17 protein-coding genes are annotated in these 22,582 nt (G+C 58.5%); 10 read left to right on the forward strand and 7 right to left on the reverse strand.

Annotation, left to right across the window (positions count from 1 at the left end; all coding sequences use genetic code 11):
* Positions 1 to 110 precede the first annotated feature (110 nt).
* Together F3J08_RS09165 and F3J08_RS09170 are read left to right on the forward strand one after the other, a co-directional pair.
* Positions 111 to 1,256 carry an Mrp/NBP35 family ATP-binding protein gene (locus F3J08_RS09165; protein ID WP_062165534.1) on the forward strand — a complete coding sequence of 382 codons (1,146 nt, stop codon included), beginning with the start codon at positions 111 to 113 and terminating at the stop codon, positions 1,254 to 1,256.
* Positions 1,253 to 1,423, forward strand: a complete 171-nt coding sequence (locus F3J08_RS09170; protein WP_166929440.1) for a hypothetical protein — start codon at positions 1,253 to 1,255, stop codon at positions 1,421 to 1,423. Before F3J08_RS09165 ends, F3J08_RS09170 begins: the two co-directional genes overlap by 4 nt.
* Positions 1,424 to 1,559: 136 nt before the next feature.
* Here the strand turns inward: F3J08_RS09170 and F3J08_RS09175 are convergent, their stop codons facing one another.
* Positions 1,560 to 2,198, reverse strand: coding sequence for a hypothetical protein (locus F3J08_RS09175; RefSeq protein WP_035444365.1), 639 nt, complete (start codon positions 2,196 to 2,198; stop codon positions 1,560 to 1,562).
* A 340-nt stretch (positions 2,199 to 2,538) separates the two neighbouring features.
* Between F3J08_RS09175 and F3J08_RS09180 the strand changes: the two genes are divergently transcribed.
* Positions 2,539 to 4,680, forward strand: a complete 2,142-nt coding sequence (locus F3J08_RS09180; RefSeq protein ID WP_240149235.1) for a TonB-dependent siderophore receptor — start codon at positions 2,539 to 2,541, stop codon at positions 4,678 to 4,680.
* A gap of 924 nt (positions 4,681 to 5,604) precedes the next feature.
* Here the strand turns inward: F3J08_RS09180 and F3J08_RS09185 are convergent.
* The 3 genes from F3J08_RS09185 to F3J08_RS09195 form a co-directional block, all read right to left on the reverse strand.
* Positions 5,605 to 7,140 carry a hypothetical protein gene (locus F3J08_RS09185; RefSeq protein ID WP_166929442.1) on the reverse strand — a complete coding sequence of 512 codons (1,536 nt, stop codon included), beginning with the start codon at positions 7,138 to 7,140 and terminating at the stop codon, positions 5,605 to 5,607.
* 1,241 nt (positions 7,141 to 8,381) lie between these two features.
* The gene (locus F3J08_RS09190; RefSeq protein ID WP_166929444.1) at positions 8,382 to 9,743 is read right to left on the reverse strand and encodes a hypothetical protein; all 1,362 of its coding nucleotides are present in this window, start codon (positions 9,741 to 9,743) and stop codon (positions 8,382 to 8,384) included.
* Between the two features lie 1,095 nt (positions 9,744 to 10,838).
* The gene (locus F3J08_RS09195; protein ID WP_166929446.1) at positions 10,839 to 11,852 is read right to left on the reverse strand and encodes a 1-acyl-sn-glycerol-3-phosphate acyltransferase; all 1,014 of its coding nucleotides are present in this window, start codon (positions 11,850 to 11,852) and stop codon (positions 10,839 to 10,841) included.
* A 264-nt stretch (positions 11,853 to 12,116) separates the two neighbouring features.
* On the opposite strand from F3J08_RS09195, the gene F3J08_RS09200 reads away from it, so the two are divergent.
* The gene (locus F3J08_RS09200) at positions 12,117 to 12,791 is read left to right on the forward strand and encodes an HdeD family acid-resistance protein (RefSeq protein ID WP_240149236.1); all 675 of its coding nucleotides are present in this window, start codon (positions 12,117 to 12,119) and stop codon (positions 12,789 to 12,791) included.
* A gap of 91 nt (positions 12,792 to 12,882) precedes the next feature.
* Here F3J08_RS09200 and trpA read toward each other — a convergent pair whose 3' ends face one another.
* A complete protein-coding gene (trpA, locus tag F3J08_RS09205) occupies positions 12,883 to 13,698 on the reverse strand; it encodes a tryptophan synthase subunit alpha (RefSeq protein ID WP_122038324.1) in 816 nt (271 codons plus the stop codon).
* On the reverse strand, positions 13,695 to 14,921 hold the full coding sequence (gene trpB, locus F3J08_RS09210; RefSeq protein ID WP_122048545.1) for a tryptophan synthase subunit beta: 1,227 nt from the start codon (positions 14,919 to 14,921) through the stop codon (positions 13,695 to 13,697). Before trpB ends, trpA begins: the two co-directional genes overlap by 4 nt.
* 124 nt (positions 14,922 to 15,045) lie before the next feature.
* On the opposite strand from trpB, the gene F3J08_RS09215 reads away from it, so the two are divergent.
* The 3 genes from F3J08_RS09215 (at position 15,046) to rho (ending at position 18,113) form a co-directional block, all read left to right on the forward strand.
* On the forward strand, positions 15,046 to 16,032 hold the full coding sequence (locus tag F3J08_RS09215) for a magnesium transporter CorA family protein (RefSeq protein ID WP_023978879.1): 987 nt from the start codon (positions 15,046 to 15,048) through the stop codon (positions 16,030 to 16,032).
* Positions 16,029 to 16,595: a hypothetical protein gene (locus tag F3J08_RS09220; RefSeq protein ID WP_166929448.1), complete on the forward strand. Its 567-nt coding sequence runs from the start codon at positions 16,029 to 16,031 to the stop codon at positions 16,593 to 16,595. The genes F3J08_RS09215 and F3J08_RS09220 overlap by 4 nt, the downstream gene beginning before the upstream one ends.
* Positions 16,596 to 16,817: 222 nt before the next feature.
* On the forward strand, positions 16,818 to 18,113 hold the full coding sequence (rho, locus tag F3J08_RS09225) for a transcription termination factor Rho (RefSeq protein ID WP_023978877.1): 1,296 nt from the start codon (positions 16,818 to 16,820) through the stop codon (positions 18,111 to 18,113).
* 260 nt (positions 18,114 to 18,373) lie between these two features.
* On the opposite strand, the gene F3J08_RS09230 is transcribed toward rho, so the two are convergent.
* Positions 18,374 to 18,820: a methylated-DNA--[protein]-cysteine S-methyltransferase gene (locus F3J08_RS09230; protein ID WP_122038321.1), complete on the reverse strand. Its 447-nt coding sequence runs from the start codon at positions 18,818 to 18,820 to the stop codon at positions 18,374 to 18,376.
* Between the two features lie 13 nt (positions 18,821 to 18,833).
* Between F3J08_RS09230 and mnmE the strand changes: the two genes are divergently transcribed.
* Genes mnmE through rsmG form a run of 3 tightly spaced genes read left to right on the forward strand, consistent with a single transcriptional unit; the run spans position 18,834 to position 22,580 of the window.
* On the forward strand, positions 18,834 to 20,138 hold the full coding sequence (mnmE, locus tag F3J08_RS09235; RefSeq protein ID WP_166929450.1) for a tRNA uridine-5-carboxymethylaminomethyl(34) synthesis GTPase MnmE: 1,305 nt from the start codon (positions 18,834 to 18,836) through the stop codon (positions 20,136 to 20,138).
* A gap of 7 nt (positions 20,139 to 20,145) precedes the next feature.
* Positions 20,146 to 22,002: a tRNA uridine-5-carboxymethylaminomethyl(34) synthesis enzyme MnmG gene (gene mnmG / locus F3J08_RS09240; protein WP_166929452.1), complete on the forward strand. Its 1,857-nt coding sequence runs from the start codon at positions 20,146 to 20,148 to the stop codon at positions 22,000 to 22,002.
* Entirely contained in the window at positions 21,999 to 22,580 is a 582-nt protein-coding gene (rsmG, locus tag F3J08_RS09245) for a 16S rRNA (guanine(527)-N(7))-methyltransferase RsmG (protein WP_166929454.1), read from the forward strand. The genes mnmG and rsmG overlap by 4 nt, the downstream gene beginning before the upstream one ends.
* The last annotated feature ends 2 nt before the right edge of the window (positions 22,581 to 22,582 follow it).

A 22,582-nucleotide genomic window follows, 5' to 3' on the forward strand; every position in this document is an offset into this window, starting at 1 on the left:
TGCATCTGCCCCGGTATTGACCTGCTCATACGCGCAGATGGTTGCGCGATCCACTTCCCGCCATGTTAAACGGGAGGGATAAGGCCCGGCCCCGTCGCCAGAGGACAACCATGACCGATTTTGAAAAACCCGCCAACGAGGAAGACCAGCGCAGGATTCTCGAGACCCTGCGCCTGGTTCAGGATGAGGCCGGCACATCCAATGTCCTGAGCTTTGCCTCGCTTGAAGGTGTGGCGGTGCGTGATGGACACGCCCATGTCTCTCTCGCCACGTCGCGCGAAGATGCGGCGCGTATCGAACCCCTGCGTCCCCGTGCTGAAGCCGCTCTTGCACGTCTCCCCGGTATCTCGCGCGCAACGATCATCCTGACGGCCCATCGTGCACCGGGCAAGGCTGCGCCCCAGCCTCAGGGGCACCGCCCCTTCCAGCTCGAGCAGCCCGCCAACAGCCCCGGCCATCCTCAGCCCATGCGTCCCGATGGCAAGGCCCTGCCCCAGGTGCGCGCCATTATCGCCGTTGCCTCCGGCAAGGGCGGCGTGGGTAAATCGACCACTGCCGTCAACCTTGCGGCCGGTCTGGCCAAGCTAGGGCTGCGTACCGGCATGCTGGATGCCGATATCTATGGTCCCTCCCTGCCACGCATGCTTGGTCATTCCGCCAAGCCTGCGCTGGAAAATGGCAAGATCATTCCTGTTGAAGCCTGGGGCATGCACGCCATGTCCATCGGGTTTCTGGTGGATGAACAGCAGGCCATGATCTGGCGCGGCCCGATGGTCATGGGGGCCATCGGCCAGTTTCTGGGCGACGTGGCGTGGCCCGCCCTCGATGTGCTCGTGATCGACATGCCGCCGGGTACAGGTGACGCCCAGCTGACCATCGCCCAGAAGCTCAGCCTGCGCGGTGCCGTGATCGTTTCCACCCCTCAGGACATTGCCTTGCTGGATGCCCGCCGCGGGCTGACCATGTTCGAGCGCATGAATGTGCCGCTGCTCGGTGTGGTCGAGAACATGTCCTATTTCTGCTGCCCCAACTGTAACCATCGCACCGAGCTGTTCGGTCATGGAGGTGCGCGGGCCGAAGCCGAAAAGGCCAATGTACCGTTCCTTGGCGAAATTCCGCTGCTGGCTGATATTCGCATGAGCGCCGATGCCGGCACGCCGATCATCCTCTCCTCGCCCGACAGCGAGGCCGCGCAGGCCTATACCCGATTGGCCCGTGCCGTGGCGGATAGTCTGCGTCTGGAGCCTGGCGCTTGAGGCGTCTGTCTCTCGCCCTGCTGGTCGGCAGTCTGGTGCTTGTGGGGTGCGGCCCCCGCAAGGTGGCCCATCATGGCTATGCCGCCGATGGCTATGGGGTGATTGATAATTCCCCTCATCTGCCGCCGCCAGATACGCTCTGGCAGCCGGCCAGGCCTGCACAGTAAGCGGATGTATGGGGCGCTGCCCCATGCCTCGCCAAAGGACGGTCGTCCTTTGGAAACCTGCCTGGTTTGAAACGGGGATTAGTGGGGCTTGCTCCTTTGCGTGTGCAGGGCAGAGCCCTGCACACTGCCCGGATAGTCAGTGAGCCGGTGTTACTGCCGGAGTCTGTTCGCCGGTTTTTTCGGTAACCGAGACATCGCCATTGACGGTCCGGTTGAGTACGGAAAATGACACGGCATCCATTGTCGTCACATCAACGTCATCGCCGGTCTTGAGGCTGTTCAGCAGGGGCTGAAGCGCCTTCTGACGCACAGTGATGGTGCGTGTGATGTCGGCATGATCGATGATCGTTACCTTATGGGCAGCCGCATCGACGGTCACCACCTTCACGCGCTGACGCTGGAACGAGACGAGCGTGCCATGCGGGTGACGACGGGCATAACCCTTGGCGGATGACACGGTCGATTCCGGCAGGGGCGTGCCGGGTGCGGCGATATCGGCTGCCATCGTCTGGAAGAAACGGACCGAAATCTGGTCTCCAGCCTCAAGATGGGGAAGGTTTTTCGCATCCTTGGGGATGGTGAGGTTGAGCAATCCGCCCTTCTTGTCACGCAGCAGAACGGTACGTGTTTCCGGATCGATCGTCTCGACCGTTGCGGTCATGCTTTGGTTGCCCGTGATCACGGCCTGTGCAGCCGCTCGGGAGATATGGAGCGTCGAAGCCGGTGCAGCGAAAAGAAGGGCAGTCAATGCGGGGCGCAGCAAACGACGGGTCATGCGCGTTGTCCTCGAAACCATGGGAGCGTTCTTGTCCTTCTTGGGTGTCAGTCAGAGCGAAATGGTCGACTGTTCCATCTCATCGGCAAGAGAGACGGACCGGCTCAGGCTGCCCCATGTTTCGCTTCATGAAAAGGGGGCGTGAGGCATGGGTGATCAGCCTTATGTGCAATTCACCGATAGGTTGAGCAATGCCGATCAGGTAGCTGCTTTCCCGGCCAGAAGCGGGCGCTTCTGACAATGATCGTCGGCATGTCGCTCAAGGATCGGGCGCAAAAACCTTCGAGGCAGTGCAAGGCAGTCTGGCAAGAGGGCGTTCGTTTCGGCATGAATACGGGTTATGTCCGATCACTCAACCCACTCTGCCCTGCGTTATGGCCTGTTGCTCCTGCTGGTTTGTGGGAGCGCCGCTATCGTCACAGGCTCGGGCAAGGCAGCATCGCTGCAAGGCACCGACAAACCCTCAACGCAGACCGGGCAACGAGACGAGCATGTGATTGTGCATGGTCGTCAGGCGTCCGGTATGGGGGCCGATTATGGCCGTCATGATGCGTCTCTTGGGCCGTTGGGCACGCGCTCGCTGCTGGACACGCCTTTTTCCATCATGGCGGTCCCACGGGATGTGATTGTGAACCAGCAGGCGCGCAATGCGAATGATCTGGTGCAATACCTGCCTTCGGTGCAGCTTGAAATACGGGGAGACCCAAATACCAGCCGTCCGCAATCGCGGGGCTTCGAAGCGGATGTGATCGCCAATTCCCGTATGGACGGGCTCAATATGGTGATCACGACGCCTTATGCTGCCGAAATGTTCGATTCCCTCCAGGTGCTCAACGGGTTGTCGGGCGCGTTGTATGGACCGCAGAATCCGGCGGGAACATTCGACTACACGCTGAACCGGCCGACAGATCACGCCCGCGAGCATCTGGTGTTCGGAGTGGACTCGGCGGGTGCGCCCCTGGAGTCACTCGATGCATCGGGGCGGGTGGGGCATGGGCGATGGTTTGGATACCGTGTGACGATGCTCAACCAGTCTGGCACGACCTATGCCCCCGGTACGCATCTGCGACGCGGGCTGATTGCCGGGGCGTTCGATTTCAGGCTCGACAACAGGACGACGATCCAGATTGACGCCAGTCAGTACAGCTATGCCCAGCGTGGTTATGCCGGAGGGTTCACCTTTGCCACGGGGCTTTCCCTGCCCAAGGCGCCCGATCTTGCGCAGCAGGGATATGGCCAGGATTTTGCGGGTTATAACGCGTCAACCAATACGGCGCTGGCCAAGGTCATTCACAGATTCAACGAGAACTGGTCGCTTACGCTGGGCGGCCTGTATCAGGATGCCTGGCGGAATGTCTTTGGTGTCACCAATGCCTTGCTTGACGATACGGGGCGATATCGCACCACCATCACGGCAGCAACGACCGCCAATGATTTCCGGGTCTGGTCGAACCTCGCCTATGTCAATGGCCGGTTTCACACCGGGCGTTTCGTGCATCAGCTGGTGCTCGGCTCGAACGGTTACAGCATGGGCAATTTCAATCCGACCGCGGGGGCGAGCACCATACTGGGAACGGCCCGTATCGGGGCCCCGACCGTGTTCGCAGGGACGCAGCCTTATTTCTCGGGGCGTTATCAATCCGCGTCGATCCTGACACAATCCCTCCTTCTGGGGGATACGATGGCGCTGAACCGCCATTTTTCCATCATGGCGACGCTTGGCTGGAGCTGGCTCGACACGACGAGCCGCAACCGCAATGGCGTCACGACCGCCGCCTATAACGCCTCTGGTGTTTTTACCCCCATGACGAGCCTGATCTATCGGCTCGACGAGCACACGAGCTTTTACGGCACCTGGGGGCGGTCTGTTCAGGCGGGGCCGGTTGCCCCGGCGTCGAGCCGGAATGCCAATGACGTGCTCGCACCGCTGCGCTCGGAAGAATATGAGGTGGGCGCAAAATACCGCCCTTCGTCGGGGGTGATGCTGAGTGCCGCAGCTTTTCGCATGACACGTGGTTTTGCCTTCACCGATCCGGTGAGCAGCCTGTATCGCGAGGCGGGAACACAACGCAATTACGGCGTCGAGGGGCAGGTTGCAGGGCGGGTCAGCGACGGACTGAGTGTCATAGGGGGTGTCACCTGGCTTGATGCGCAGGTTGGCAACACAGGCTCTGCACTGACATCGCACAAGCAGGTTGTGGGGGTGGCTCCGGTTCAGGCCAATATGCTGATCGATTATCACCCCGGCTGGGCGCGGGGTGGCGCGGTCAATGCGAGCGTGCACGTTGTTGGCAGACGCGCAGCCGATAACGAGAACCGCAGTTTCGTGGCTTCGTTCACGACCCTCGATCTGGGTGCGCGCTATGGCTTTCACGTATATCGCGTGCCGATGGTCATTCGCTTCGGGGTCAGTAATGTAACCAATGCGCGATACTGGGCTTCGGTCTATCCGAGCTCTGTGATGGCGGCACCAATGCCATGAATTCGGCAGTCGCCGGCTTGCCCCGGAGCTATCACGCGACGACAGAAATCGATTTCTGATCTTTGTGTTCCGATTGTCGCGAATGTTGGGGCCTGTGAGGCCTTGATGTGGGTTGTGGCGGTAGCGATGCGGATTACGGAAAAGGAAGCAGCGGTTTTCTCGCATCGGATTGCGGCTCCTCCTTATGCCTTGAGACGAGCCCACAGGTTCTCCACCAGATGTCAGCGCCTGCACGCCCATGTGGCAGATAAGCTGTGGCTCATCGCGGTTTGACGGAATAACAGGGTGTGAGCCTCTGCCCCTCAAGGCTTCACGAAATCGGGTCACGGCATAACCCTGATCGTGGACAACGTCGCGGTGCGCGTATGGCAAGCCCGTCAGGGAGGAGCATGGCTACCGGGAGTTTGTGGGCCAGCCTTGGCGTCAGAGTGAAAGACAGGGCCTTACCGCGCCCGTGAGCGGCGACGTTGGCTTCTCTGCCGAGGCATCCACGAGGCGGCCAAGCGCTTTACAACCGCCTCCGTGTCTTCGAAATCTCCCCTCTCGGGCAGTTCCTGCCGTCCTGTGAGGCAGGCGGACGTTCATGTGTTCGAGGCACTCCATGTCCGATGCGGGGACTGTTGCCTGTTCAGAGAGCGCTCGCCAAAGGTTAACCCTCCCAATGGATGAAGAGTTGGTCTGCGGTCGACTATGCACTGCGCCCAGAAGGGACAGCTTACGAGGTTGTCCCGTTCCGGTGCCGCCAGAAAATTGCCGACATGGGCCGCCGCAGATTGCGCGGCGTCTTGCCTTTCTGTCGGGCTCACCTTGAGCAGTGGCTCCCCAACCAACCATGCGGTATCGGCAAACACAGGCGGCATCACGCTCATCGCAAAGCGCTGCGCAGCCACATGCACGTTTCGAGCCCTGACAGGCTTCAGTTCATCACTGCCCCCGCTCGATTGTGGAGAGGCTCTGAGATTTCGCTTCGAGTACTACAGACGAATATTGACCGGGGAGTGTGTAGGTTCCCGTTTCGGGTTTCGTGTCGTACCACCCAAGGGTCAAGTTCGAGCCCGGCACGACCGTAACGATCCCTGTGCCCATATTGCTGATCGTGATACGGCAACCGGCCGGAAGGCCCCATGTGTTCGTGATGGCCGTGTCACCTGTTACTGAAATTGTCGTGCCACAATCAGTGATCAGCAACGAATATGCCGACGATTTGGCTGTAACAGGGTGCGCCATGATGCGCACAGAATTGGAACCATCCATGTGATATTCCATCATGGGAATATTGTGACTTGCGCCATCGGTTTTACGATCAAAAACGCCAATCTCATTCTGCAGTGCGACGGGCGTTGTCAGCGCTGTAAAATCCAGACTGTCATTTTTGACGGTGTGGATACGAAGTGCGGTTGCGTTTTTTTCACTATTTGCTGTGACGATCGCGTTGATTTGTGCTGTTACGCACCCGTTGGCGCGATCTGGATCATTGTCGGGCTCACTTTGATATCCCACGCAAACATGACCGTTCACGTCCAGGTCAGTAACAGGGTACTGGTTTTTAATTCCAACTTCGTTGTTCAGACGGTCAATGGAAAGCAATGGCCTGGTAGTGGGTTGCCCCCAGGACATGCCATTGAAGGGATAGAAGTCAATTCCACCCATCGGGGTCATGACCATGGAATCGTGCTGTGAGTATTCGGTCGGTCCAAAATAAACGAGATAAGTGCCCGTGTTATGCGCTGCACGACTGACCGTAATTCTGCTCGTGCCATCACCACCCGTAATGAGCGTGTTGGGATCCAACTGCCCATAAGCATTGGGGGCTTCAATAAGCTGGCCTGAAATGTCGTGGGGAAATTTTCCGCTCGGGAGTGTTATGGTCGTACTGCCCGCCGTCATGTGGACCCAGAGCTTGGTGTAGCTGATAAATTCCCCTCCGGTCTGCTGAAGCATGAATGGGCTAGGCTGTATCAAGTTTGACGATGCGAGTTCGAAACGGTCGAACTCTCCCCAGCACGCACCATATTGCGGAAGACCGAATGTCAAATCAGCACCGCACCCAAAACCACCATGTCCGATAGGTGTATCGGGAGAGATGAAACGGTCTTTCTGGAAAAATGATATCGCGGAATAACCATGCACATCATCATTCATGAGTCCAAGAACATCATTGCCGGGGTTCGATGTCTGGATCATCAACTCGCCGCTGGCCTGCGGTACACTGTAATTGAAAAGCGTTCCGGTTGTGGCTGTGTTTGCCCCTTTTGGAGTTTTGATGAACAGACCGTCTGTCGGGATATAGGCACCCGGCTTTACGAGGCTGGTTCCACCTTGAACTTGCAAAACCGATGTACTCAGGGCACCGATCTTTTTATCGTGACTCAGGTTTGCAGGCGGTAAGGATTGCGCATGAGCAAACCAAATACACCATGAAATAGTCAGTATATTGAGCAGAAAAAGCATCGTTTTCATTAGAATCTCCAGAATACTTGATCGATATGAAATCAATCATAAACGCATCTGGGATGAAAACCTATTTTCCCAGTCGAGCCATCATCATAAACCATTGATATCGTTGTGCCTTGGAACACCCATGAGAGAGTTTTCGAACCATTCAGGTTCACAGTAAAAAACTCGTATCCGACGCCTGCGCCCCAGCCTGCCCAGCGATCCAACACCGCAAGACCCGTGATCCGATCATGCGTTGAGCCTGTCTGTTTTGATCAAAAGTCGCAGACAGAGCAGTTCGTCCGGACTGACGGCATTACCTGGCTCACCATGATTATGGATCTGGCGAATACCCGTGGCGACATGCCCCGTCTCCGGTTTCTGGAGCGAATGATCGCAACAGCATGTTAGGCCGGAGCAGGGAGCATTCTGGCATTCGTGAACAAAAGCTGATCCGGAGGGAAGCTGGGGCGCTGGAGAGGGGGCCGAGATAGGGTCGTACGGTTTTGGGATATCGGATGGCGACCCGTCGCCATCTCTTGGGCATGTTGAACATACACTCGATGCGGTTGGCGATGCGGTTGCGCAGTCTGTAAGCGTGTCGGTTAAGACTGGTGGGGTTTGTCAGGCCGGGATTACAGGACGAGCGTTAGTGTATGAAATGTTGACCCGGATCTGCTGAGGGTCGTAGCCGCGACCGGTCGGAGGTTTGTCGAGACAACCACCTATGGCTCGACATGGCGGAGCAAATGCCTGCTGGGTGTAAGCTTGTTCCGGGGGCAGGGAGAAGGCGAAAGGGAAGCTGCGGGTCGCGACGGGCTGGAAGCTTGGTTGAGAAACCGTCGTGCGATCGGCCGAGCGCCTCGGTCGGGCCATCCCCTTTTATCCCGTGAGTACAGTGATGAACGCGAACCACGGTGCTGCCGATCAGGGCTACAGATCCGTCAGGGCCAATCAACCCTGTCAGGATCCCGAGTAAGGCAGCGAACGTGCTCTGCTCGCCTTACAGCTGGTAAAAGCAGAACACGCTACTCTACAGGCCATGGCAAGGCGGGAGATGAGACGATTGCGCACCTCCCGTGACATACACATCATGCTGTCGGGAAATGGCTATGATCGCCCGCCGGAGGGCGGCCACGCCCCGCCTCGGCAGGTAGCAACGGGCTGATCAGCATTCCCGAACCCGATTGTCTCGTTCGACGTAGCTCCCAGATGGCAGCGTTGAGTTCATCTCGTCCAGCCCCGTCCGGCTTAGTCCATGGACGCTAGAACTTTGAAAATCTCCGATAAGCGACGCTCAGGTCCCGGAAAACAAAGATGGGTTTACCATCGCCGGGATCTGTCCCATTTATCTTGATACTACCTATGGAAATAGAGTCATGATAATTCAGGAAGACAATACTGACAGCGCGAAAGCCATCTTCATCTTCTTCGAAGAATTTCAGATCAACGCAGTTAATACTTTTGAATATTTCCATAGAGCTTGACAATGTACATATATCGTATCCGCCCCACTGATTGACCAGAAACCGCGTTTCGTCTTCCAGAAACTTTATCTTTACGTTCAACATGACAACGGCATGATCCAGATTTCTGTTTCTATACCGAATGAGATGATGGCGCTGCTCGGTCCCATCGATAAAAATCAGGTCCCCGTTGGGTTCCAGCTCAGTAGACGCATCATCCTCATGTGAGGTCCAATCGTCAAATGTACAGTGCAGGAAATTCCAATCTTCGTGCGGCAGAGCGCTTGAAAACACACGCGAAAGAAGACGCTGTGCTTCTTGTATTTCCGGTTCGAATTGCTGCTCAAATGGTATCTCGGGCTTAACTATATCCCCCGCGGCATGGACATAACTATTATCTGCCACGCGGGGAGTCCCGTCACGCCCGCATGAAATACCAGGGAATTCAGGGGAAAGACGCCGCTCGAGAATATACCGAACAACAAGCATATTCAGAATTGATTGTTCCGGGCAGAACCATCTATAGGCAGGATGTAATTCATCGGGGGTTGTGGGCGGATGAATATAACGCTCCTGCATACAGAGAGCCAGCCAATTCAGGAAGAATTGCCGGCTCACATCATTGACGCGTGCAATGATATTATTAACAATCAACATTTGATGATGATTGGCGAGACTGGAATTTAGAGCGATATCATAAATTTGATTGTATTTTGCGTAGTCTATGCTGCGAATAAGATCGCCCTCGTGCTCGCGTCCAATATAAAAATCTCTATCCCCAAGACAAACACTGACCAATTCTTTGCAATTGATCACATAATTGATTAATGAGTGATATTTAAGGACGTTTCCGTCAACATATAAAATAACATCCCCTTCTTTCATAGACTGCATTGCATGAAGGATAATAAATGGCTTCCATGCTGCAAATCCAACTTTGTGCAGGAAAGGGTTGTTGTGTAGGCCTACTTCATCAGGATATTCACGGATGAGCTCGCCCACACCCAATTTTCTCAATATGGAAGGAGAATAGGCGCTGAAACTAGCACCGACGTTGCGGGCATGTTCTTGCAGAATACGAGCGGAAGCTGTTAGATCGTAACCTGCGTCATATGGGTGCCCCTCGGAAATAAATGTGATGATTTTAGTAGACGATACCATGAATTGCGTCACTTCCAAGCAAAAGGTACTGGTTTTTGTTTCGTACTGTCCATTGCCAGAAGTGTACACTAAACAAATCAGCTAAAAGATTTCAAAAAATTTTCAGCCAGTATCAAATCACCGGGTATTGATATTGTTGTGCCTCGATGGTGTTCGAGAAGGGTTTTTCTGCGCCTTCCATCTTATCGCGCCTCGAAATCGTTCATACACAAAACCTCGTTATAGACCCTGTGAGGTCTTGATATGAGTTGCAGCGGCAGTGATGCGGGTTACAGAGAAAGAACCAGCGTTCCCGTATTGGATGGCGGCTGCTCCCCCGTGTTAAAACGAGCCCGCAGGTTCTCTACCAAATGCCTATACGCCCATGTTGTGCAGGCAAACTGCGGATCGTCGCGTCTGGACGGAATGACGGAGCGTAAATGCGTGTTCCACGGGGGCTCGCGCAATCGGTTTCTGGCAATAGGTCTGGTTGCGGCGGGCGCCATGCGCAGCATCTTGCCGCACGTCAACCAGGGTCAGGGTTGAGAGGGGTTCGCAGGCCTGACCAGACGTCCGGGTGAAAGGCGGGGCATTACCCCACCCTGCAGCGGTGACGCTGGCTTTTCTGCCAAAGTCTCTACATCAACGGTTGGGTGCTTCTCGAGGGCTTCTGTGTTCCTGAAATCCTCTCTCTTGCGGCTTCCACCGCCTGGCAGTGAGCCCGAATGGTCGTACCCTGGAAGGATGCCATGCTTAAAGCAGGGTGTCCCTCTACCCGCGCAAAGAGGAGTTTCTGGGGGCTGACATTCGCGCGGTAGATAAAAAACTGGACTGCGTTCCACCATGCGCTTTGCTCAGGAGGGACGGCTTACCAAGTCATCCCATTCTGGTACCGCTGGAAAATTGCCGACATCGTCAGCCGTGATTGTGCGTCGGCGTCTCGTCTTTCGGCAGGGTCGTCTTGATCGGTAATTTCCAGATCAAGCATGCCGCAACGTCAAACACAGGCTGCCCAACGCCCAACGCCCAACGCCCAACGCCCATCGCAAAGCGCTGCGAAGCCGCGTTCACGGTTCAAGCCCCGACAGGCCCTCGAGCGACGGATGTGTCTGGCTCCTAACCCGGCATGGTATCCCGGTTCTGGCGCAATTCTGCCGCACCGCGCGCAACGGCAGACCATGCGGCATTGGCCAGTGCCTTGCGGCTGGGGAAGTCTTCTGGTGCCAGAGGCGCGTGAAGCAGGATAGTCGCCCGCTTGTTGCGTGTTTTCAGAAATTGCCAGACGTGAGGCCCCAGATCCATATCGCCATACCAGGCAAAAATGGCGCGTCGGGTGCGTGTGACGGGTAAACCCTCCAGCCGGTCATAAACCAGAGAGATAGGTTGTATGAGTGGCGTCAGCCCGGGCGGGTAGGAGGGCATATCTACGGGCGGCGCATTTTTGGGCGGGCGTGGCAGCTTCGCGATCGCGAAGAAAGTGGACATGAAGGGCAGCACGCGTGACCCGTCCGAGGATGTGCCTTCAGGGAACAGGATCAGATTATCTCCGGTCGCAAGACGCGTGATCATTTCGTCTCGCTCACGCCCGGTTGTGCTCCGGTTGCGGCTCACGAAAATGGTGCGCCCGATTTTGGAGACCAGCCCCATGATGGGCCAGCGTTCGATGTCGCCTTTGGCGACGAACACGGAATAGATCTTGGTTCCTAATACCGGGATGTCGAGCCAGGAGGAATGGTTGGCGACATAGATAACGGGGCGCTCACCCCGATCGCGTCCCTTTTGTCCGCCGACTGTGCCGACAGGGCTGCCAACGATCTGGATATCCAGATCAAGTAACTTGCACAGAACGCCCCAGATGACCCGCGTCCAGCGTATCTTCAAGACGCCGGGGATGGGGAGCAGCAGTGCCTCGAAACCCACCGATAGCGGTACCCATACGATGACCCCGGCCAGACGGATGCCAGCACGAAGGGCTTCAGCACGGCGGCTCAGGACGCTGGGCGCACGGGCGGGTGCAGGCTCTGTCAGAGTCGGGCGGGGCTGATGACGTGCGTGATGCCCGTTCGGTGCTTTGCTGCCCCGTTCTGATAGCAGTTTGGCGAGCCGGGCTCGGAAGTCTTTCGCACTCATGCAGTGTTCAATACTGTCAGGAGGCAAATGTGACAATCTCCTGACCTGCGATCCTGGGTGCGATGACTGGTCAATATGTACTGATGGCGGCAGCATGCGCCGATCACATTTTGTGCAGCGAAGCCGTCGGCAATGTTCCACGTGAAACATCGCCCGGTTCCAGGGGTGACAGGCGCCGCTGATGGGTCACGTATTCTTTAAGGCTCTGGCTTGCTGCCTGCGGCCTGCCTCACGCGTAGTGATAATAAAGAAAGGTAAAAAGTGATGTCTGGTTTTGGCAATACCCCGGAAAACAAACCCTCCGGCGACAATGATCCGGGCGGCATCTCGCGCAGCGATGAATTGCCTGGCGGGATCTTCACAGGCGGGAGCTTTCCCGGAGGCGGTATCCCGGGTCTGCCCCCCTTTATGCCAAAGCTGAAACCAAACTGGTTTATTGGTATCGGGGCCGCCCTCATATTGCTTGGTGTGTTTGCGTTTCTCGATACCATTGTGACCACGCTGGCGAGCATCGTCGTTATTGGCATGTTGCTCATTTTCTCGGGGGTCGCCTATCTGGCGCAGAGTTTTGCCCATCGTGACGTGCCGGGATCACGCTTCTGGATCACTGCGTTGATGGGGTTTCTCTACATTCTGGGTGGTATCCTTCTCATTCAGGAGCCTGAAACGGGATCGCTGTTTCTGACAGCATTTCTGGCCGGGTGCTTTATGGCCTCAGGCGTAATGAGGGGGCTCTGGGCGCTGGGCCATCGCCACGTGGCCAACTGGTGGACGATGATTCTGAGCGCGGCGGTTGCCTTGTTCACCGGGGTGTTCATCTTCGTTACCCTGCCATGGTCCGGGCTCTGGCTTATCGGCACATTCATCGCCATCGAGCTGATCTTCGGCGGTATCTCCGCAATGGCGTTCGGCATGTCGCTCAAGCGCGACGGCCGCTGAGGTCCCGTCCTCGCGTCGCATGAAAAAGGCCGCCCCGACACTGTGTCGGGGCGGCCTTTTTTTATCTCAGTTTACCCGTGCCGAGCGCTGCTCAGTTCTGGCGAACGGCCTTGGCGATGTCTGCCAGCTGACCCAGAACGGACGGAACGCTCTCTGCGGTTGCCTTCCCATCCTCCAGCGTGCCGGCAAGTGTCGCGATCAGGGCTGAGGCCACGACTGCGGCATCACCCACCGAAGCCGCCTGCGCGGCCTGTTCCGGAGTGCGAATGCCAAAGCCAATGGCAACCGGCAGCGGGCTGACGGCACGCAGGCGCGGGAGCGCTGCAGCGAGCTCATCGGTGCTCGCAGTGCGCGTGCCTGTAATACCGGTGATGCTCACGTAATAGATGAAGCCCGATGCGGTATCGAGCAGATAGGGCAAGCGGCTGTCGGGCGTGTTTGGGGCAACCAGCTGGATGATATCCAGCCCGCAGCGCTGCGCGTCCCCTGACAGCAGATCGCTCTCTTCCTTGGGAAGGTCGACGATGATCAGACCATCGACACCCGCCTTGGCAGCATCGGTGCAGAAGCGTGCCGGGCCGTAACTGTCGATGGGGTTGAGATAGCCCATCAGGATGATCGGCGTCTCGTTATCCGTCTCGCGGAAGGCGCGCACCATATCGAGCACCCCGGCCAGCGTGGCGCCTGCCTTGAGGCCACGTAGCGCGGCCGCCTGAATGGTCGGGCCATCGGCGGATGGATCGGAGAAGGGCACCCCGATCTCGATCAGATCGGCCCCCGCCGCAGGCATGCCCTTGAGCAGGGCGAGAGAGGTTTCCAGGTCCGGGTCATAGGCCTGAAGGTAGGGAATGAGCGCGCCTCGCCCTGCGGCCTTGAGCGATTCAAAACGGGCCTTGATACGACTCACAGCGCAACTCCCAGATGCTCGGCGACGGTAAAGATATCCTTGTCGCCACGGCCCGACAGGTTGAGGACGATAATCTGGTCCGGCGACATGGAGGGGGCGATTTTCATGACATGAGCCAGACCATGCGCACATTCGAGCGCCGGGATAATACCTTCGGTACGCGTCAGAAGCTGAAAGGCCTCCAGCGCCTCCTTGTCGGTCACGCCCACATATTCGGCACGCCCGATATCATTTAGCCAGGAGTGCTCCGGCCCGATACCGGGATAGTCCAGTCCGGCGCTGATCGAATGGGCCTCGGCAATCTGGCCGAATTCGTCCTGCAGCAGATAGGTGCGATTGCCATGCAGCACGCCCGAGCGACCGCGCGAGATGGACGCTGCGGTAAAGCCGCTATCCAGCCCATGACCTGCGGCCTCGACCCCAATCAGGCGCACGGATTCATCGTCGAGGAAGGGATGGAACAGGCCCATGGCGTTGGAACCACCACCAATGGCGGCCACCAGCACATCGGGCAGGCGTCCCTCGACGGCCATCATCTGCTCGCGCGTTTCGATGCCGATGATTGACTGGAAGTCGCGCACCATCTCCGGATAGGGATGCGGCCCGGCCACCGTGCCGACAAGGAAGTATGTGTCATGCACATTGGCGACCCAGTCGCGCATGGCCTCGTTCATGGCATCCTTGAGCGTGCCCGACCCTGCCGTTACCGGATGCACCTCGGCACCGAGCAGATGCATGCGGAATACGTTGGGTTTTTGCCGCTCGACATCGACGGCGCCCATATAGACCGTGCATTTCAGGCCAAACAACGCGCAGACCGTGGCGGTGGCCACGCCATGCTGTCCTGCACCCGTCTCGGCCACGATGCGCGTCTTGCCCATGCGGCGTGCCAGAAGGATCTGGCCCATCACATTGTTGAGCTTGTGCGAGCCGGTATGGTTGAGCTCTTCACGCTTGAGATAGATTTTCGCGCCGCCGAGTTCGTCGCTCAGGCGCTTGGCATGCCAGAGCGGACTGGGGCGGCCGACGTAATCGCGGAAATAGTAATCCAGCTCACGTCGGAATTCCGGGTCTGCCTTGGCTGCCTGGTAGGCATCCGACAGATCCTGCACCAGAGGCATGAGTGTTTCTGCAACGAACTGGCCACCAAAACTTCCGAAGCGACCGCGTTGATCGGGGCCGTTGCGCAGACTGTTGGGGCGGGGCGGGACTTCAGAGCTCATGAAAATTATCCTGTCCGGGGCATGGATCGACATGGCGAGCGGGTTTCTGCGATACCAGAGGGGCGGCGTTGCGTCCATTCCCGACCCGCTGGGTGAAAGCGCCTGAACCAGAGAGGAAAACCAGATGTTTCTAGCGCACCCGGTCGGGCAGCCGGTCCACGAAATTCTGGCAGCCGATGATGCGAAAGGCGTGTCCTGGCTCGATCTGGTGGAGCCCAATGAGGATGAGATACGCCTTGCGGAAGCCGTGACCGGGCTGACCCTGCCGCGCAGGGCCGCACTGGAAGAGATCGAAAGTTCGTCACGCCACTACCGGCGCGGGGATGTGATCTATCTTTCCATGCCCCTGGTGCGGGTGATCGATGGGCGGCTGACGGCATGGCCCGTGGGTATGATCGTCTCGCCGGACCGACTGATCACCCTGCGCTATTCCAGCTACACCGCCTTCGAGACCATGAGCCGTGACCTCGCGTCCAACGACGCTGATTTTGCGCTCTCCGATGTGCCGGAACTGACCATTCATCTACTTGAGACGATCGTGAACCGTCTGGCCGATATTCTGGAAAATGACGGCCATACGCTCGATACGATCTCACGGACGGTCTTTGCGCCCAAACGTCCGAACCGCCATGTCCGCAACGCCAATATATTGCGACAGACCCTGCGTGAGCTTGGCGAAAGCGGTGACCTTACCTCTTCCATCAGGGAGAGCCTGCTGGGGGTGGACCGCATTGGCATGTATCTGGGGGATGCACGGTATTTCGAGTTTCGCGAGGCCCTTCAGACCCGGCTGCGTATTCTCGGGCGCGACGTGGCCTCACTGAACGATTACGTGGCGCAGATGACCGTCAAGGTGCAGTTTCTGCTGGATGCAACGCTCGGCTTCATCAGTATCGACCAGAATGACGGGATGAAGCTGCTTACGGTTGTCAGCTTTGTGGGCATCACCCCAACCCTGCTGGCGGGTATTTACGGGATGAATTTCAAGGTCATGCCGGAACTTGAATGGCATTACGGCTATTATTATGCGTTATGCCTTATGCTTGCCTCGGTGCTGCTGCCTCTCTTCATTTTCTGGCGCCGTGGATGGTTTGGAGATCGCTCAACGTGAAGCGCCTTGCCCTTTCCCTTCCGATCATGTGCATCACCCTCGCTGCTCAGCCTGTCATGGCGCGTGAGGCGGGGCGGGCCTTGCAGCCCACCGGCGAGCAGGCGCAACAGATGCTTGATCGTCTTGCCCGGGAGCCTCTTAAGTATGAGGGCGACAGCGCCACGGCACCCGGCTTTCGTCAGGCCCCTGGCTATACCGGCCGTCAGCCGACACGGATTCTGGTTGGGTATCACATCGAGGGTAATCGTCTGCAGGGTGAATTCGTCGCGCTCGATGCAGATAATCACGCCTTGCAGGCAGCGCCTCTCACTGGCGCATTGACCGCGCAGGACGTCACGCAATCGCGCTACCAGCCTGCTGCCAGCTTCAGCGGGCCGGTACCCTGTACAATCGATATTGCTCTGCCCAAGCCCCTGCATCTTGACGGCCAATGCGCGCCAGCCATGATTTCTGGTGCCTATGCCGAGAAGGTGAAACCCTCTCCTCTGGTTTTCATTCTTCCGGGGTTGGCCGCATCGGAGGCAAGGTCGGGTCAATACATGGTGCGGCCATGGCGCGGTTGATCGGAACTATTGACAGAAAGCGTTATTTCTCACTAGATTGAGACGCAAGAGCCGCCTGTCTTGATTCATGCGGCCTTTTTCAAGACCCTTTCGTCTTCGCTCATCGTCGGGCCCGGTTCTGCGGCCCATCTGACGGGGCATTCTTTCACGATCGATCATCTGTCACGGTCACGATGCCAAATCGTCCGGGCAGTGGACTATAGCCCATCTAAGGCGCTTTTCATGCATCTAGCTGAACTCAAGAAAAAAACACCTGCCGATCTGCTGGCCTATGCTGAAGAGCTGCAAATCGAGAATGCTTCCTCGATGCGCAAGCAGGACATCATGTTCGCCATTCTCAAGACCCTGGCGGATAATGATCAGGCCATCTACGGCGAAGGCACACTGGAAATTCTGCCCGATGGGTTCGGCTTCCTGCGCTCGCCTGAAGCCAATTACCTGCCCGGCCCTGACGACATCTATATCTCGCCTGCCCAGGTCCGTCGCTTCAGCCTGCGTCCCGGTGATACGGTTGAGGGGCAGATCCGCGCCCCGCGTGATGGCGAGCGTTACTTCTCGCTGCTCAAGGTCAACACCATCAATTTCGAAGAGCCTGACGCGGTTCGTCAGCGCATCAACTTCGACAATCTGACGCCGCTCTATCCCGAGCGTCGCCTGCGTATGGAAGTCGAGCAGGCCGGTGCACCCGAGCCTCAGCCCACCGGAAAGGGCAAGAAAGACCAGCGCGACTATACGCCGCGCGTGATCGACCTTGTCGCCCCGATCGGTATGGGCCAGCGCGCCCTGATTGTGGCCCCGCCTCGCACCGGCAAGACCGTAATGCTGCAGAGCATCGCCTCGTCGATTTCCGCCAACCACCCCGATGTGTTCCTGATCGTTCTGCTGATCGATGAGCGGCCTGAGGAAGTGACCGACATGGCCCGCTCGGTGCGCGGCGAAGTCGTGTCCTCAACCTTCGACGAGCCCGCGACCCGCCACGTGCAGGTGACTGAAATGGTGCTTGAAAAGGCCAAGCGCCTAGTCGAGCACAAGCGCGATGTCGTGATTCTTCTCGACTCGATCACCCGCCTGGCGCGCGCCTACAACACCGTTGTTCCCTCATCGGGCAAGGTGCTGACCGGTGGTGTGGATGCCAACGCCCTGCAGCGCCCCAAGCGTTTCTTTGGCGCAGCGCGTAACATCGAAGAGGGCGGTTCGCTCACCATCATCGCCACCGCGCTGATCGATACGGGCAGCCGTATGGACGAGGTGATCTTCGAAGAGTTCAAGGGTACGGGTAACTCCGAACTCATCCTCGATCGCAAGCTTGCCGACAAGCGCACCTTCCCGGCAATCGACATCACCAAGTCGGGCACGCGTAAGGAAGAACTCCTTGTCGATCGTGCGTCGCTCTCGAAGATGTGGGTCCTGCGTCGTATCCTGTCGCCCATGGGCACGATGGATGCCATGGACTTCCTGCTCGACAAGCTGAAATACAGCAAGACGAACCAGGATTTCTTCGACGCCATGAACAACTGATCTGGTCTGCAGGTCATGAAAAACCGCCGGAGGCTCATGCTTCCGGCGGTTTTTTTATGGGCGGTATCATGGGGCGTTTCGCCGTGGACGCCATCCGGCTTGGTCGCGTTTTCCTTGCTTCATGCAGAGGAATGATCGTGCCGTAAAACGCGGCCTGCATGAAGCATGTCGGGGCAAGACCCTCCACCGACGGCGCCATATGCTTTATCCCGCAGGGAAGGATTTGCCCTTCAGGGGACTATTTTAAAGGGGCTGGCGGGTCAGACCGGGACGCCTTCCAGGCGCAGCAGATAGCGCTTGTCGTCCAAACCATTTTCGCCAGAATAACCGCCCAGATGGCTGCGCCCCAGAACACGGTGGCAGGGGATCAGGATAGGGATGGGGTTATGCGCCATAGCGCCGCCGATCGACCGGGCCGAGCCTCCTGCCTTGAGGGCAAGTTCAGCATAACTGATGGTCTCACCATAAGGCACGTCGCGCAAAGCCTGCCAGACGGCTTTGCGATAGGCGGTACCCCAGGGGGCAAGAGGCAGATCGAAACTTTCGGGCTCGCCGTCGAAATAGCGTTCCAGCATGGTCTGGGCGCGGGTAAGAAGAGGCGTCTTTTCCTGATCGCGCCCCCAACCCCAGTCGAGGGCAACGATTGCGCCATCATCCTCGCTGAGGGTGAGGGGGCCAATGGGGGAATGAAGCGAGAGCTGGGGCATAGAAGGGATTCACATGGTTGACGCGATGGAACGCCCGGCAGCGCGCAAGAGCGAGGTCATCTTCGCTCTGGCGACAGGAACCGGGCGGGCAGCAATCGCTATCATGCGCGCAAGTGGTGCCGGGGCTCAAGAGGTGCTTGCGTCGCTATGTGGCGGAAGGCTGCCCAAGCCACGTCATGCAAGCCTGCGGGCGCTGCATCATGAGGGCGACCATCTGGACGATGCGATGGTGCTCTGGCTGCCGGGGCCGCGCTCCTATACGGGCGAGGACGGCTTTGAGCTGCACCTCCATGCCGGTCCGGCCGTCATCGATCGCGTGGCAATGGCCCTGACAACACTTGGTGCCCGACCGGCCGAACCGGGCGAATTTACCCGGCGCGCCGTACAGGCAGGCAGGCTCGATCTGCTTCAGGCTGAGGCGATAGCCGACCTGGTGGAGGCCGAAAGCCAGAGCCAGCGTCAGCAGGCGCTTGCGCAGGCGGACGGCGCTTTGAGTCGCCTCTATGAAGGCTGGAGCGAGCGCCTGAAAACATTGCTGGCGCATCAGGAAGCGTTGATTGATTTCCCTGATGAGGATCTGCCCGAGGCAGTCGAGCTAGCCCTGTCGCACACCCTCAACGACCTTCGCTCTGCCCTGAAGGCGCATCTCTCTGACAAGCGCGGTGAGATCGTTCGTCGTGGCCTGACCGTGGTGATTGCAGGGGCTCCTAATGTCGGTAAGTCGAGCCTGCTGAACCATCTTGCCGGATATGATGCAGCGATTGTCACGCATCGCGCAGGGACGACGCGTGATGTGATCGCGATTGACTGGCTGTTTCAGGGGGTGCGACTTCGTCTTGTCGATACGGCGGGGCTACGCGAGACCGAGGATGAGATCGAGGCGGAAGGCATACGCCGGGCAATGTTTCACGTGGAACATGCCGATCTGGTGCTACACGTCGTGGCAGGTACGGCCGAAATGCCGTTGCGTCCCGATGCCATGATGATCAGCAACAAGGTGGATCTGTATCCGGCGCTGGATAACACGCTGGGTCTGAGTGTGCAGACGGGTGAGGGGATGGAGGGCTTCGAGCAGGCCCTCGGGGCGCGTATCAAGGCCCTGACCGCTGGCGTGGGCGCCCCGCTGACACGGGCGCGTCACAGGGCGGGAATCGAGGAAGCTCTGCTCTATCTCGATCAGGCTCATGAGGCGCTTTGGCCTGAAGTGAGGGGTGAGGCGCTGCGTCTGGCCATGCGCGCCCTGGGGCGACTGACGGGACAAGTTGATGTCGACTCCCTTCTGGATGTGATATTTGGACAATTCTGCATTGGTAAATGAGGCGTGTGTGAGCGAGTTTGATGTTGTCGTCATAGGCGGGGGTCATGCGGGAAGTGAGGCCGCAGCGGCTTCAGCGCGTTTCGGTGCGCGGACGCTTTTGCTGACCCAGAAGCCCGAGATGATTGGCGCCATGTCGTGCAACCCGGCCATTGGGGGTATCGGCAAGGGGCATCTCGTGCGTGAAATTGACGCGCTTGATGGTCTCATGGGACGGGCAGCCGATCAGGCAGGCATCCATTTCAAGCTGCTCAATCGCTCCAAGGGACCAGCCGTGCATGGACCGCGTGCGCAGGCCGATCGTTTTCTGTATCGCAATGCCATTCAGGCGCTGCTGAATGCCACGCCTAATCTGACCATCATGCAGGGTGAGGCAGCCGATCTCGAGGTGCGTGACGGGCGCGTCACAGGTGTCATTTGCGAGGACGGGCGCGTGGTCCGTTGCGGCGCTGTTGTGGTGACCAGTGGCACGTTTCTGCGCGGGGTCATTCATATCGGGCATACGCAGGAGCAGGCAGGGCGCATCGGCGAGCGTCCGGCGGCGCGTCTTGGCGAAAGGCTTGAAGCCCTTGGGTTGCGTATGGGGCGGCTCAAGACCGGCACTCCTGCACGGCTTGCGCGCGACAGTATCGACTGGGACTCTCTGGCTGAGGACAAGGGTGATGACGTACCCGAACCGTTCAGCAGGCTGACCGAGCGTATCACCACAGACCAGCTTTCGTGCCGTATCACCAGCACGACGCCACAGACCCACCAGATCATTCGTGATAATCTGGCGAAATCCGCGCTCTATGGCGGGGCGATTGCAGGCAAGGGGCCGCGCTATTGCCCGTCAATCGAGGACAAGATCGTCCGGTTTGGCGAAAAGGATGGGCACCAGATCTTTCTCGAGCCCGAGGGGCTCCCCGGCAATCCGGGTGGCGATCTGGTTTACCCCAATGGTATATCGACGAGCCTGCCTGCCGATATTCAGGCTCTGATGATGGCCTCCATTCCGGGGCTTGAAAAGGCGCGTATCGTCACCCCCGGCTACGCCGTTGAATATGATTATGTCGACCCGCGTGAGCTCGTCCCCAGTCTCGCCCTCAGGGCCATGACCGGCCTTTATCTGGCGGGGCAGATCAATGGAACGACGGGCTACGAGGAAGCAGGCGCTCAGGGCCTGCTCGCGGGGCTTAATGCTGCACGCTTTGTGGCCGGCAATGACCCGCTCGTGCTGGGGCGTGATCAGGCCTATCTGGGTGTGATGCTGGACGATCTCACCTTGCAGGGCGTTTCAGAGCCCTATCGCATGTTCACCTCACGCGCCGAGTATCGCCTCAGTCTGCGCGCAGACAACGCCGATCTCCGCCTGACTGCAATTGGGGAGGAAATGGGCTGCGTCGGTGCAGAGCGTACCGCGCGGTTGAAGCGGGATCGCGAGGCGATCGACGGGGCAATGGAGCAGGCCAGGGCACCGATCCATGCCCCGCAGGATCTGGCCGCACAGGGTATTGCTGTTTCGCAGGACGGACGCAGGCGGTCCCTGCTCGATGTGCTGTCAGGGCAGGCTGACGAGGAGGCGGCGACCCGTCTGGCCCCGTGGTTTGGTGCGTTGCCTCTGCGCATTCGGCGCCACGTTGAGACCGAAGCGCGCTATGGTGGGTACCTGCAAAGACAGGAGCGCGAGATACGTCAGTTGGCCAATGAGGCCCAGATCGCGCTGCCGGATGATCTCGATTATGGACGTATCGGCGGGCTGAGCAGTGAGATGAAGGAACGCCTTTCCATCGCGCGCCCGGCCAATTTCGCCGCTGCCCAGCGTGTGCCGGGTGTCACACCTGCTGCCATGATCGCGCTCCTCGCCCATGTGAGGGCCGTGGCATGATCGAGGTTTCACGTGAAACACGCGAACGCCTCGAGGTGTTCGCGGCACTTCTCGAGAAGTGGAATGCGCGGATCAATCTGGTGAGCCCGCGTGACATGCCTCATTTGTGGGAGCGCCATATCGCAGACTCGCTCAGACTGGTGCCCTTCATTACCAGAGGCGCGCGCGTGGTCGATCTGGGCTCGGGGGGTGGGTTTCCGGCATTGATGGTCGGTATCGCCTGCGACGCCGAGATGGTGATGGTGGAGTCTGACCAGCGTAAATGCGCTTTCCTGCGCGAGGCGGCGCGTGCCTGTGGCGTCAAGGCTCAGGTCGTGTCCAAACGCATCGAACAGGCCGAACTCTCCCCGGCCCCCTATGTGACGGCACGCGCATTGGCTTCTTTGACCCAGCTTCTTGAATGGAGCGCGCCGTTTCTCCTGCCGGGAGGGAAAGCTCTGTTTTTGAAGGGTAAAAATCTTCCAGACGAGTTGACCGAAGCCGAGCGGTGCTGGCACATGCAACACAGAATTCTGGACAATCGCGCCGCCTCAGGTGGCGCCATCATCGAGATAAGCGATATCAAACGTGTCGAATAACG

Source organism: Asaia sp. As-1742 (assembly GCF_011753235.1).
Lineage (GTDB): Bacteria > Pseudomonadota > Alphaproteobacteria > Acetobacterales > Acetobacteraceae > Asaia > Asaia bogorensis_B.

Bases quoted from the DNA above. Each gene is read 5' to 3' on its own strand.
- F3J08_RS09165 (WP_062165534.1), top strand. From the start codon at position 111: ATGACCGATTTTGAAAAACCCGCCAACGAGGAAGACCAGCGCAGGATT.
- F3J08_RS09175 (WP_035444365.1), bottom strand. From the start codon at position 2,198: ATGACCCGTCGTTTGCTGCGCCCCGCATTGACTGCCCTTCTTTTCGCT.
- F3J08_RS09180 (WP_240149235.1), top strand. From the start codon at position 2,539: ATGTCCGATCACTCAACCCACTCTGCCCTGCGTTATGGCCTGTTGCTC.
- F3J08_RS09185 (WP_166929442.1), bottom strand. From the start codon at position 7,140: ATGAAAACGATGCTTTTTCTGCTCAATATACTGACTATTTCATGGTGT.
- F3J08_RS09190 (WP_166929444.1), bottom strand. From the start codon at position 9,743: ATGGTATCGTCTACTAAAATCATCACATTTATTTCCGAGGGGCACCCA.
- F3J08_RS09195 (WP_166929446.1), bottom strand. From the start codon at position 11,852: ATGAGTGCGAAAGACTTCCGAGCCCGGCTCGCCAAACTGCTATCAGAA.
- F3J08_RS09200 (WP_240149236.1), top strand. From the start codon at position 12,117: ATGTCTGGTTTTGGCAATACCCCGGAAAACAAACCCTCCGGCGACAAT.
- trpB (WP_122048545.1), bottom strand. From the start codon at position 14,921: ATGAGCTCTGAAGTCCCGCCCCGCCCCAACAGTCTGCGCAACGGCCCC.
- F3J08_RS09215 (WP_023978879.1), top strand. From the start codon at position 15,046: ATGTTTCTAGCGCACCCGGTCGGGCAGCCGGTCCACGAAATTCTGGCA.
- rho (WP_023978877.1), top strand. From the start codon at position 16,818: ATGCATCTAGCTGAACTCAAGAAAAAAACACCTGCCGATCTGCTGGCC.
- F3J08_RS09230 (WP_122038321.1), bottom strand. From the start codon at position 18,820: ATGCCCCAGCTCTCGCTTCATTCCCCCATTGGCCCCCTCACCCTCAGC.
- mnmE (WP_166929450.1), top strand. From the start codon at position 18,834: ATGGTTGACGCGATGGAACGCCCGGCAGCGCGCAAGAGCGAGGTCATC.
- rsmG (WP_166929454.1), top strand. From the start codon at position 21,999: ATGATCGAGGTTTCACGTGAAACACGCGAACGCCTCGAGGTGTTCGCG.